The organism is Streptomyces sp. MS191 (assembly GCF_008042125.1).
Lineage (GTDB): Bacteria > Actinomycetota > Actinomycetes > Streptomycetales > Streptomycetaceae > Streptomyces.
In genome coordinates this window covers 1-11,406 of record NZ_RDBI01000036.1, presented here as the reverse complement: position 1 = coordinate 11,406, position 11,406 = coordinate 1, and the positions used below count along the sequence as shown (strand labels likewise).

Annotated in this window: 10 protein-coding genes; 6 read left to right on the top strand and 4 right to left on the bottom strand. The window is 74.8% G+C overall.

The window, feature by feature from the left end; genetic code table 11:
- Positions 1 to 101 precede the first annotated feature (101 nt).
- The 3 genes from EAO71_RS05710 (at position 102) to EAO71_RS05700 (ending at position 2,490) form a co-directional block, all read left to right on the top strand.
- Complete coding sequence (locus tag EAO71_RS05710) at positions 102 to 551, top strand: GNAT family N-acetyltransferase (RefSeq protein WP_147976680.1); 450 nt, start codon at positions 102 to 104, stop codon at positions 549 to 551.
- Positions 552 to 641: 90 nt separating this feature from the next.
- Positions 642 to 1,217, top strand: a complete 576-nt coding sequence (locus EAO71_RS05705) for a histidine phosphatase family protein (protein WP_147976679.1) — start codon at positions 642 to 644, stop codon at positions 1,215 to 1,217.
- 115 nt (positions 1,218 to 1,332) lie between these two features.
- Entirely contained in the window at positions 1,333 to 2,490 is a 1,158-nt protein-coding gene (locus tag EAO71_RS05700) for a methyltransferase (RefSeq protein ID WP_187282571.1), read from the top strand.
- 42 nt (positions 2,491 to 2,532) lie between these two features.
- Here the strand turns inward: EAO71_RS05700 and EAO71_RS05695 are convergent, their stop codons facing one another.
- The 3 genes from EAO71_RS05695 to EAO71_RS05685 form a co-directional block, all read right to left on the bottom strand.
- A complete protein-coding gene (locus EAO71_RS05695; protein ID WP_147976678.1) occupies positions 2,533 to 3,264 on the bottom strand; it encodes a DUF2071 domain-containing protein in 732 nt (243 codons plus the stop codon).
- Positions 3,261 to 3,599, bottom strand: coding sequence for an ArsR/SmtB family transcription factor (locus EAO71_RS05690; RefSeq protein ID WP_147976677.1), 339 nt, complete (start codon positions 3,597 to 3,599; stop codon positions 3,261 to 3,263). Before EAO71_RS05690 ends, EAO71_RS05695 begins: the two co-directional genes overlap by 4 nt.
- Before the next feature lie 122 nt (positions 3,600 to 3,721).
- The gene (locus EAO71_RS05685) at positions 3,722 to 4,090 is read right to left on the bottom strand and encodes a VOC family protein (protein ID WP_147976676.1); all 369 of its coding nucleotides are present in this window, start codon (positions 4,088 to 4,090) and stop codon (positions 3,722 to 3,724) included.
- A 330-nt stretch (positions 4,091 to 4,420) separates the two neighbouring features.
- Here EAO71_RS05685 and EAO71_RS05680 point away from each other — a divergent pair, with 330 nt between their 5' ends.
- The 3 genes from EAO71_RS05680 (at position 4,421) to EAO71_RS05670 (ending at position 10,538) form a co-directional block, all read left to right on the top strand.
- Positions 4,421 to 5,398: a hypothetical protein gene (locus EAO71_RS05680; protein ID WP_261992024.1), complete on the top strand. Its 978-nt coding sequence runs from the start codon at positions 4,421 to 4,423 to the stop codon at positions 5,396 to 5,398.
- 196 nt (positions 5,399 to 5,594) lie between these two features.
- A complete protein-coding gene (locus EAO71_RS05675; protein WP_147976675.1) occupies positions 5,595 to 7,457 on the top strand; it encodes an HSP90 family protein in 1,863 nt (620 codons plus the stop codon).
- Positions 7,458 to 10,538, top strand: coding sequence for a hypothetical protein (locus tag EAO71_RS05670; RefSeq protein WP_147976674.1), 3,081 nt, complete (start codon positions 7,458 to 7,460; stop codon positions 10,536 to 10,538).
- A gap of 93 nt (positions 10,539 to 10,631) precedes the next feature.
- On the opposite strand, the gene EAO71_RS05665 is transcribed toward EAO71_RS05670, so the two are convergent.
- On the bottom strand, positions 10,632 to 11,228 hold the full coding sequence (locus EAO71_RS05665; RefSeq protein ID WP_222723543.1) for a DUF6461 domain-containing protein: 597 nt from the start codon (positions 11,226 to 11,228) through the stop codon (positions 10,632 to 10,634).
- Positions 11,229 to 11,406: the final 178 nt, after the last annotated feature.

The window sequence follows — 11,406 nt, the reverse complement described above, 5'->3', positions numbered from 1 at the left end:
GCTCCGGGCGGCCAAATCCACCTGACAGGCGTGGTGACCGCCTGCTCCGGGCGGCCAAATCCACCTGACAGGCGTGGTGACCGCCTGGAAGTCTTCGCCCCATGAGCAACCCGACCACCAGCCCCGCCCTCACGCACGGCGCCCACGAGTTCTCCACCGACCCCGGGCGGCTCGACCGCGCCCGCGTCCACCGCTGGCTGTCCACCGACGCCTACTGGGCCCTCGGGCGGTCCCGCGACACCCAGGACCGGGCCATCGACGGATCCCTGAACTTCGGTGCCTACCACCGGGAGACGGGCGAGATGACCGCCTACGCGCGCATCGTCACCGACCGCGCCACCTTCGCCTGGCTCTGCGACGTCTACGTCGACCGGGCCGCACGGGGCACCGGGCTCGGAACGGCCCTGGTGACGGCCGTCCGCGACCACCTGGAGCCGTACGGTCTGCGGCGCGTCATGCTGGCCACCGCGGACGCCCACGGGGTCTACGAGAAGGTCGGGTTCCGGCCATTGGAGAACCCGGACAAGTGGATGGCTCTCGGGCTGAACTGACCCTCCCGTCCCCGGCCCCGTCCCGGCCGCGCGTACCGCCGCGCATATGCCCTCTTGACCTGCCACGCTTTCGGCCTCACGATCGCGCCCATGGGTCTTCGGGTCACGCTCGTCGCGGCGGCGCGCAGCTCCTCCCTGCTGGCCGAACGCTTCGACGACGACCGGCCGCTCGACGAGGCCGGCTGGTACGAGGTGCAGGTCGCCGCGCACACGCTGGTGCCGCTCGGTTCGGCCGAGCTGCGCTACTGCTCCCCGACGCCCCGAAGCCGGGCCACGGGAACGGCCCTCGGGTACGCCCCGCTCGCCCAGCCCGCCCTGCGCGACTGCGACATGGGGCGCTGGCGGGGACTCACCCTCGCCGAGGTCGCCGCGCAGGAACCCGCCGCCGTCGACGCCTGGCTCTCCGACCCGCGGACCGCGCCGCACGGCGGCGAGACCCTGCTCGCCTTCATCACGCGGATAGGGGGCTGGCTCGACACCCGGCCCGCGGAGGACGGCGCGATCGTGGCCGTCGCCGAACCCGCCGTCGTCCGGGCGGCCCTCGTGTACGCCCTGAAGGCGCCGCCCGCCACGTACTGGAACGTCGACGTGCGTCCGCTGTCGACCGTCACCCTCACCGGCCGCCCCGGCCTGTGGAACCTCCAGCTCGCCGCGACGGCGGGCTGACCCGGGGGCTCCCCGGGGGGCGGGGCGCCGGGCCCCCTCCGTACGGCCCGGTGCGGCCCGGCGCCCCGCCGGGGCCGTCGGGCGGACCCGGTCGACCGGCTAGCCTGAGAGCACGATGAACCGTCTGACCACGTCATGGGGCGAGTTCCCCCTCACCCGCTTCCCCGCGGACCCGCGCGACCCGCTGCGCGCCTGGGACGCCTCCGACGAGTACCTGCTGGCGCACCTGGCGGAGACCGGTACGGACCTGTCCGGCACCGTCGCCGTCGTCGGCGACCGCTGGGGCGCCCTCGCCACCGCGCTCGCCGCCCGGCACCCCGCCGCGCTCGTCCAGATCTCCGACTCCTACCTCGGCCGGCGGGCGACGGCCGAGAACCTGGAGCGGGCCGGCGCCCAGCCCGACGCGGTCCGGCTGCTGACCACGCGGGACGCGCCGCCCGAACGGATCGACGTGCTGCTCGTCCGCGTCCCCAAGAGCCTGGCGCTCCTGGAGGACCAGCTGCACCGCCTGGCGCCGGCCCTGCACGAGGGCACCGTCGTCGTCGGAACCGGCATGGTCAAGGACATCCACACCTCCACCCTCCGGCTCTTCGAGCGGATCCTCGGCCCCACCCGCACCTCGCTCGCGGTGAAGAAGGCGCGGCTGATCCACTGCACCCCGGACCCCTCGCTCGACCGGGGCACGAACCCCTGGCCGTACCGCTACGCGCTGCCCGACGACGCCGGGACCGTCGCCGGCCGGAAGATCGACAACCACGCCGGGGTGTTCTGCGCCGACCGCCTCGACATCGGCACCCGCTTCTTCCTCCGCCACCTGCCGCAGGGGATCGGCAGCGCCCGGGTCGTCGACCTCGGCTGCGGGAACGGCGTCGTCGGCCTGGCCGTCGCGCTCGCCGAGCCCCGGGCCGACCTGGTCTTCACCGACGAGTCGTACCAGGCCGTCGCCTCGGCCGAGGAGAACTTCCGCACCCACGCCGAGCCGGGCCGCACGGCCGCGTTCACGGTCGGCGACGGCACGGCGGACCTGCCCGCCGAGTCGGTCGACCTCGTCCTCAACAACCCGCCCTTCCACAGCCACCAGGCCACCACCGACCGCACCGCCCGCCGGATGTTCACGGACGCCCGCCGTGTGCTCCGGCCGGGCGGCGAACTGTGGGTGGTGGGCAACCGCCACCTCGGCTACCACGTCACCCTGCGCCGCATCTTCGGCCGCTGCGACCTTGTCGCGAGCGACCCGAAGTTCGTGGTCCTGCGAGCCGTCAAGAGCTCCTGACGGAGGGGGCGGCCGGGGACGCCGGCCGCACCCCACCGGACTTCAGCAGGCGGCGACCAGGGGCGCCAGCGGCCGCCACCGCACCGGCACGTCGCGCATGACCAGCACCGAGTCCAGGACCGCGCTCCCCGGCGGGAAGCGTTCCGGATCGTCGAAGAACGAGGAGGAGGCCGAGGCCACCCGCCCGGCCTCGACGCGCCAGGCGTCCGTCTGCAACTGCATCCCGTCCAGGTGCGGGCCCTCGCGGGTGGCGGAGTAGCCCTTGCTGCCGCCCCGGAAGAACGCCGAGGCCTCGTCGAGGTCGGCGAACAGCCCGCTGCCGTCGAGGGTGCCGGTGATCTCCGCGGTCACGTCCACCCGGGTCGAGCCGTCCCGGGTCGCGAAGGCCACCCGTACGGTGTCGGCGGTCTCCGCCACCTCGAAGTCCGCGTGCCCGTGCTCGCCGGGGAACACCCGGCCGCCGGCCCAGCGGTTGACGCGGGACGCGGTGTCGCGCCGCGGGATGTACACGCCGGTCTCCACCCCGTCCGGCCCGTCCCACTCGACGGCGAAGCGGTGGGCCGCGTTCTCGCTGCGCAGACCGGTCACCGCCGGGGCCCAGACGGGCCGGACGGAGCCGAGCCGGAGCAGGCAGATCCCGGCGACGGCGCTGCCGCGGACCAGTTGCGGGCGGAGGCCGGCCGGCAGCTGGGTGGCGGCGACGTCGGGGTCGACGCGGTAGTTGACGAGGAGCCGGCGCTCGATGACGCTCGCCAGCCGGAGTGGAGTCCTCACGCGCCCGCCTCCTTGTCGCGCCACTTCGTGCGGCGCAGCACGATCTGTTCCGGGCAGACGCTGCTCAGGAAGCGCCCCACGGAGGTCGCGAGCCGGTCCTCGGCGAGCGAGTAGAGGATGCGGTTGCCGTCGCGCCGTTCGGTCACCAGTCCCGCCCCCTTGAGCACGCCGAGGTGCCGCGAGACGGAGGGTGCGCTGATCGAGAACCGGCCCGCGATCCGGCCGGCCGCGAGCTCGCCGTCCCTGAGGTCCTCGAGGATCTGCCGGCGGGTGGCATCGGCGAGGGCGCGGAAGACGCCGGCCTCGATGTCGTCCTGCGTGGGGTGTTCGGTCACGCGCTCGTGTTTAGCACATGAGCCAAATGGCTAAGTACGCAGGTCGGATGGGGATCTCCGGCCGGCAGAGCGTCCGGGAGGACCGCCCGGCCGACCGGGTCTCGTGCCGGTCCCGCGCCGCCTCAGCTCGGGCACAGGCAGAACGGGTGCCCCGCCGGGTCGAGGAGGACGCGCCACCGGCTCCCGCCCGGCTGGAACTCCGGTTTCGTGGCACCCTCCGCCAGGAGCATGGACTCGGCCTGGTCGAGGTCGGGGACGTCGAAGTCGAGGTGGAACTGCTGCGAGGCACCGGGGTCGGGCCAACGCGGGGGCCGGTGGTCGTCGACCCGCTGGAAGCCGAGGACGAGGCCGTCCTCGAAGACGAGGGCGGCGAAGTCGCCGTCGGAGCGCGGGTGGGGCGCGAGCCCGGTGGCCCGCCGGTAGAAGGCGGCGAGCGCCTCGGGGTCGGGGCAGTCGAGGGTGATCGCCGTCATCTTCATGCGCAGGGTCATGGCAGCTCCTTGACCGTCGTCGTGCCGTGGGTCGTGACCCGGGCGACCCTACGGACCCGGTTCCGCGCACCGCGACCGGCTTTTCCCCGCCCGCGCCGCGGGCGGACCCGCCCGTCCCCGGGCCGAACCGGTTCGGACGGCCTGTCCGCAAGGCGAACCCGGGCCGACCCGGGCCGACCTGCCCCGACGGCCTGGGACCGGCCTCGGACCGGCCTCGGACCGGCGGCCGGGGGAAACGGCTGTGCGATTGTCGGTCGCGCGTGATACTCACTACCTCCACGAGGGGGGTGATCATCGGCCGCCCTTTCGGACACAACAAGGGGTGGGGACATGGCGTTGCTCCGTGACTGGGGGCTCACGCTGGGGAGATGGACGGGCCGGCCCGTCGCGCACGTGCTGAAGGACTCCGGCGAGCCCGAGGTCCGCCGGGTGCGCGAGGCCGCGGAGGCGGCGGACTGGGCCGCGGTCCGGGAAGTGCTCGAAGCGCGTCCCGAGAGCGAGGACCGCGTCGGACTCCTCTGGGCCGTCGGCGAAACCGCCGGAGTGGAGCGCTGGATCCCCGAGGTGATCGAAGCGGAGCCCGACGCGGCACTGCCCCGGCTCGTGGCGGGGATCCGCCACATCAGCTGGGGATGGGAGGCCCGCACCGGGGCCCGGGCGCAGCACGTGTCCCGCGAGCAGTTCGAGGTCTTCCACGCGCGACTGCGCACGGCCGAGGAGTGGCTCTACGAGGTGGCGGAGCGCGAGCCCGGCTGGACCTCGCCCTGGTACGGCCTCCAGGTCACCGGTCGCGGCCTCCAGGTCGGCCAGGACACCGCGCGCCGCCGGTTCGAGGCGACCGTCCGTCGCGACCCGCACCATCTGGGAGCCCACCAGCAGCAGTTGCAGCAGGTCTGCGACAAGTGGGGCGGATCGCACGAGGAGATGCACGCCTTCGCCCGGAAGTCCGCCTTCGACGCCCCGCGCGGCACGCTGCTGGGTCAGCTCGTGGCGACCGCGCACCTCGAGGAGTGGCTGTCGCTCGACTCCGGACCGGACGCCGCCTACATGGCGCGGCCCGCCGTCGCGGCGTCCCTGCGGGAGGCCGCCGACCACTCGTACCGGCACCCGGACTTCGTCCGCCGGGGAGCCTGGCTCCAGGTGCTCAACACCTTCGCCATGGCCTTCTCGCTCGCCGGGGACCGTGCCGCCGCGCGGGAGTGCTTCCAGGCCACCGAGGGCCGCGTCACGGAGTTCCCCTGGTACTACCTCGACGGGTCCGATCCCGCCGCGGCCTACCGGAAGCTGCGTTCGTCGGCCGGGCGCTGACCCGGAGCGCCACCCGGGCCGGGGCGCCCCCGCGGGCACCCGTCCCTCGCGCTCCCGTCCCTCGCGCTCCCGTCCCTCGCGCTCCCGTCCGTCGGGACCGCCGTCCCCCGGGACCGCCGTCCCGTCGCCCCACCACCGTCCACATCCCCGTCCGCGCCGCCGACCGCGCGGACGCACCACCGAAAGACTTCACCAGGTGCCTCACTCCGAGTCCGCACACACCTTCCAGGTCGACCTCCGCGGCCTGGTCGACCTGCTCTCCCACCACCTCTACTCGAGCCCCCGCGTCTACCTGCGCGAACTGCTGCAGAACGCCGTGGACGCCATCACCGCCCGGCAGGCGCTCACCCCGGGCGCGCCCGGCTCCATCACGGTGCGCACCGGTGACACCCTCACCGTCACGGACACCGGCGTCGGTCTGACCGAGGCCGATGTCCACCGCTTCCTCGCCACCATCGGGCGCAGCTCCAAGCGGACCGCCGACGGCGGCCTGGACGGTGCCGGACTCGACGCCGCCCGCGGCGAGTTCATCGGCCAGTTCGGCATCGGCCTGCTCGCCTGCTTCGTCGTCGCCGACGAGATCACGGTGCTCAGCCGGTCCGCCGCCGACCCCTCGGCGCCCGCCGTCGAGTGGACCGGCCGCTCCGACGGCGGGTACACCATCCGCACCCTGCCCGCCTCGGCCGTGCCCGAGCCGGGCACCACCGTCCGGCTCACCCCGCGCGCCGACAACGCGGAGTGGACGAGCCCCGAGCAGGTCGTCTCCCTGGCCCGGCACTACGGCGGCCTGCTGCGGCACGAGGTCACCGTCGTCGACCCGCGCGGCGAGACCCACCGGGTCAACGAGACGCCGCCGTGGGAGCAGACGCACCGGTCCCCGCTGGCCCGCCGCGAGGCACTCACCGCGTACTGCCGCGACCTCTTCGACTTCACGCCGCTCGACGCCATCGAGCTCGACCTCCCGGCGGCCGGGCTGCGGGGCGTCGCCTACGTCCTGCCCACGGCCGTCAGCCCGGCCCAGCGCGCGGGACATCGGGTCCACCTCAAGGGGATGCTCCTCACCGACAAGGCGCCCGAACTGCTCCCGGAGTGGGCCTTCTTCGTGCGCTGCGTGGTGGACACCAGCAGCCTCCGGCCCACCGCGTCCCGCGAGGCGCTGTACGAGGACGGCACCCTGTCCGCCGTACGCGACGCGCTCGGCGACCGGATCCGCGACTGGCTCACCGGCCTGGCCGCCAGCGACCCGTCCCTGCTGCACCGCTTCATCGACACCCACCACCTCGCGGTCAAGGCCCTCGCCCGCTACGACGACGAACTGCTGCGCATCGTCCTGCCGTGGCTGCCGTTCGAGACCACCGACGGCAACGTCACGCTGGAGGAGTTCGCCCGCACCCACCCGACGCTCCTGGTCACCCGCAGCGTCGAGGAGTTCCGCCAGGTCGCCCCGATCGCCTCGGCCGCCGGCCTGGGCGTCGTCAACGGCGGTTACACCTACGACCGCGACCTCGTGCACCGGCTGCCCGAGATCCGGCCCGGCACGGCCGTCACCGACCTCGACCCGGCCACCGTCACCGCCCACCTCGACGCCGTGGACCCGACCGCCGAGCTGCGCGCCGCCGCCTTCCTCGCCGTCGCCCGGGAGACGATCGGCGTCCACGACTGCGACGTCGTCCTGCGCGACTTCCAGCCCGTCACGGCCCCCGCGCTGCTCCTCGACAACCGGGAGGCGCGCCACGAGCGCACCCGGTCGACCCTCGCCGCCGAGAGCGACGGACTCTGGGCCGACATCCTCGGTTCCCTCCGCCACGAGACGCCGCGCGCGCAGCTCGTCCTGAACCACCTCAACCCGCTGGTCCGCCAGGCCATCACGATCGCCGAACGCGGGCTGGCCGTCACCACCGCCGAAGCCCTGTACGGCCAGGCCCTGCTGCTCAGCCGCCGCCCGCTCCGGGCCAGTGAGAGCGCCCTGCTCAACCGGGCCTTCATCGGCCTGCTCTCCCACGCCATGCACCACAGCGGCACGGCGGAATCCGGCTCCGAGCCCCGGAAGGACATCTAGATGCTGGACACCCCCGAGGCCGTGGTCGAGGCGCTGCGCGAGAACCACGACCGCCCCCACGGCCTGCAGCGCACCGTCACCGCCGAAGAGCTCGTCGAGGCGGCCGAACCCTTCGAGAAGCCCGACGTCCTGGTCACGGCCCTGCTGGAGCTGATGACGGCGTACGAGTTCACCGGCGAACACCGCAAGTCGCCGGTCGTCTTCGCACGGCTGCTCAAGCTGTGGGACACGGAGTCGGAGTCGTTCAGCCCGTGGGAGGCCCACCAGGTCTTCTGGCGCTTCAAGTGGGTGACGACGTCCCTGCTCCAGGTGCCCGAGATGCCGCTGAGCAGCGTCCAGGGCTGGATCGAGCAGATGCGCAGCCGCTACGAGGCGGCGAACCACGGCATGCAGCCGGTGGCCGCGATGCGCTACCACGTCGCGTCGCACACGGGCACCGGCGTCGCCGACGCCTACGACCTGTGGGCCACCCGGCCCCGTACCGAGCTCAGCGACTGCGAGGCCTGCGAGACCCGGAACCTCGCCTGGCACCAGGTCACCGCGGGCGACGACACCGGGGCGCTCGACACCTGGCGGCCGGTCCTGGAGGGGGACCAGGGCTGCAGCGAGGAGCCGCAGGTGAGCCAGGCGCGCGCCCTGCTGCCGCTGTTGCGTGCCGGGCGGGCGGACGAGGCACGCTCCCACCACCTCACCGGCTACCGGCGGGTCCGGGGCAACACCGGCATGCAGGACGAGGTCGGCATGCACCTGGAGTTCTGCGCCCTGTCGCGCAACGAGGGCCGGGGGCTGGAGATCCTCGCGGAGAACCGCCCGCTGTTCGACGCCGACGGTGCTCCGCTGGCCCGGCTGGGCTTCCTCACCGGTGTGGAGGTGCTGCTCGCCCGTCTCCACGAGGAGGGGCACGCCGACACCGCCGTCGCCGGGCCGCCCGGCCGGAACTGGACCGCGGCAGGGCTCCTCGCCCATGTCCGTGCCGAGGCCGACCGGCTGACCGCCGCGTTCGACGCGCGCAACGGCACCACGGCCGTCGGCGACCGCCGCCGGCAGCGCCTCGCCCGGCGCCCGCTGCTCGACGAGCCGCTGCCCCTCGGCCTGCGGGCCTCCGTCGCTCGCCCCGCCGCCGCCGGGAGCGCACCGGCGTCCCCGTCGGCCGCGGCGGTGGAGATCCCCGACGACTTCGTCTCCCTGGTGCGCGAGGCACGGCGCATGGAGGCCGTGGGACACCCCGGGAACCGCAGGCTCTGGGCCCGGATCGCCGAGCGCCTGGCCGACGGCACCCCGCACGACGACGTCCTCGGCCCGGCGGACCTGCTGCTCGCGGAGCTGGCGGAGCAGCGGGCGTTCCGGCTCTCCCAGGAGGACCGCGAGACGGAGGCCGTCGCGGAGCTGAAGCGCGTCGCCGGGCTGTTCGAGCGGCTCGACATGCCGTGGCACGCCCTCTCCGCGCGGGCCCGCGCCACGGCCTGGGAGTCCGCTCCCGAGCGCCGGGCTGACGACACCGGCGCGACCGGGGACGGATCCGGGGACGCGGCCGGCGCGGCCCGGGACGTGGACGGAGTGGCCGGGGACGCGGACGGCGGCGTGGAGCGGACCTCCGCCGCGCCGGACACGGACGCCCTGCGGGCCGCGATCGACGAGGCCCGGAGCGAGGCGGAACGCCTCCTGACCGAGGCCCCCCTCACCGGCGGGACCCCCAGCGAGGCGGAGGCCGCCGGCGAGAACGACCCGGGTCAGGCGCGGGCGCTGGAGTACCTCACCGTGCTGTACTCCTGCACCTTCGCCGCCTACCAGGAGCTGACGCGGCGGCCGGAGGACGACACCGAGGGCGCCCCCGAGAGGTTCGAGGAGGCCGCCCGGACCCTGCACGCCGAGGCGGAGCGCCTGTCCTTCCCCCACCACGTGGCCAACGCACGGCAGTTCGTCGCCGACGTCGCCGGACGCGGCGGGGACCTCGGCCGCGCCGAGGAGCAACTCCGCGCGTCGCTCCAGGACGTCGAGGCCTCCGGGCGGCCCTGGCGCGGCTCGCGCCCGCGCGCCCTGCTCGCCCAGATCCTGATGTCCCGGCAGGAGCCGGCCGAGGCGACGGAGCTGCTGCACCAGGCGATCGCCGACTCGGTCCGGTATGACGACGCGGACTTCCCGCTGGCGCCGACGTACGCCCTCCTCGGCCACGCGGCCACGCACCTGGGGGACTTCGGCGGCGCCGTGCGCCACCTCTCCGAGGCGGCGGCGCGGTTCGACCAGGACGGGACGCTCGGCGAGGCCACCGACGTACGGCTCCAGCTCGCCGACGTCCTGACGCGCGGCGGCCGGCGTGCCGACGCCGTAGCCGTCCTGGAGTCGGTCCTCTCCGACGAGTCGGTCGCGGCGCTGGACGAGCGCATGGCCGCGCAGGCGCGACTGAACCTGGCGCGCGGGCTGCGCGAGCTGGAGGAGTACCTGCCCGCGGCGGAGGAGTTCCTGCGCCTCGCGGAGGCGGTCGCCGGCTGGGAGGACGACCGGGCGGTCCACACCCTGGTGGCGGCGGAGGCGGCCACCGCGCTCGCCATGGCCGACCGCTGGGACGCGGCCGCGTCGGCGTACGAGCGGGCCGTCGCTTCGCACGCGGAGGCGCCGAACCCGTCGGTGATCATCCTCATGATGTGCGAGTTCGCGCGGCTCACCGTCGCGGACCGGGGAGCCGACGGCCTCGACGCGGCTCTGGAGCACCTGACACGGGCCGACGCGGTGCGGACCGCCGTGCCCGAGGACACCGAGGACTTCGTCCCCTGGTACGAGCGGGGCATGGTGCGCTACCGGCACGCCCGGGTGCTGGCCGACGTCGAGCGCTTCCCGGAGGCGCTGGCCGAGGCGGAGGCCGCCATCGCGGCCCACGAGGAGGGCGGGGAGGACGGCGAGGTGCCGCGGGCCGAAGCGGTCCGGATCGCCGCGCTGATCGAGGGCAACGGCCTCGACCGCCACAAGGAGGCCGTCGCCCGTCTGACGGAGGCGGCCCGGCGCTGCCGCGGCGCCGACCTCCCGGAGGCCGCGGAGATCCTCGACGCCCTGCGCCAGGACTACCTCGCGCGCCTGAAGCGCTGACCGGTCCGGCCCCGCCGGTGCGTGCCGGCGGGGGCCCGGTCCCCGGGCCGCCGTACGGCGTCGGCCGGCCCCGCTGTCCGCCCCCCGACGCCGTCAGGCCGGGCGGGGCAGCGGCAGCAGACTGCCGCTCCAGTACCGCTCGTCGTCGTCCGGCGGGGTGACGCGCAGCCCGAACGCCTCCTCGGCCAGCGTGAGCATCGCGTGGACGGCCGGCCCCGCGTGGTGGCCGGGCAGGAGTCCGAGGGGGCGCAGGTGGCCGTCGAGACGGTGCGGATCGGAACCGGTCGGCCCGTCCGGCTCCAGGCTGTGGAGGCCGATCACGATCTCGCCGTCCACCGCGTGCAGCAGCCGGTGCACCGGCTTGTCGTCGGAGTACAGCGAGACGGCTTCCGTGCCCCGCGACACCGCCGCGAGGACCCGCTCGTCCATCCCGTGGGTGCCGCCCCGCTCCCATGCCCAGCTCCAGGCGCCGTCCGCGCGGGCCGTCACCACCGGCTCGTCCTCGTCGAGCAGGGTGTCGCCGAACTCGTCGGCCAACTCCACCGCGTCGCGCTGGTCGAGGCTGTCCGGATCCACGCCCATGCGGCGCAGCAGCTCCTCGGGCGGCAGGCCCTTGGCGAACGTCAGCGTGTAGAAGGGGATGTCCCCGCGGAGGAAGTCCAGCCCCCGGCCCGTCTCCGTGCTCGTCATGCCGGGATGCTGTCATGCCCGCGGGCGCGACGGGGCCGGGCCGGGGTTCGCGGGGTGGGCGCGCCGCGGATGCGCTGCCGTCGCCCGTCGGGAAGAACTCGCCCCGCGTTCCGGGCAGGCCGACGACAGCTCTAGCCTGCCCCCGGGGATCTTCTTCGCGCAGGGGGCAGGCTAGAGC

Excerpts from the sequence above, each read along its gene's own strand:
- EAO71_RS05670 (WP_147976674.1), top strand. The coding sequence starts at position 7,458 with ATGCTGGACACCCCCGAGGCCGTGGTCGAGGCGCTGCGCGAGAACCAC.
- EAO71_RS05685 (WP_147976676.1), bottom strand. The coding sequence starts at position 4,090 with ATGACCCTGCGCATGAAGATGACGGCGATCACCCTCGACTGCCCCGAC.
- EAO71_RS05700 (WP_187282571.1), top strand. The coding sequence starts at position 1,333 with ATGAACCGTCTGACCACGTCATGGGGCGAGTTCCCCCTCACCCGCTTC.
- EAO71_RS05680 (WP_261992024.1), top strand. The coding sequence starts at position 4,421 with ATGGCGTTGCTCCGTGACTGGGGGCTCACGCTGGGGAGATGGACGGGC.
- EAO71_RS05705 (WP_147976679.1), top strand. The coding sequence starts at position 642 with ATGGGTCTTCGGGTCACGCTCGTCGCGGCGGCGCGCAGCTCCTCCCTG.
- EAO71_RS05710 (WP_147976680.1), top strand. The coding sequence starts at position 102 with ATGAGCAACCCGACCACCAGCCCCGCCCTCACGCACGGCGCCCACGAG.
- EAO71_RS05665 (WP_222723543.1), bottom strand. The coding sequence starts at position 11,228 with ATGACGAGCACGGAGACGGGCCGGGGGCTGGACTTCCTCCGCGGGGAC.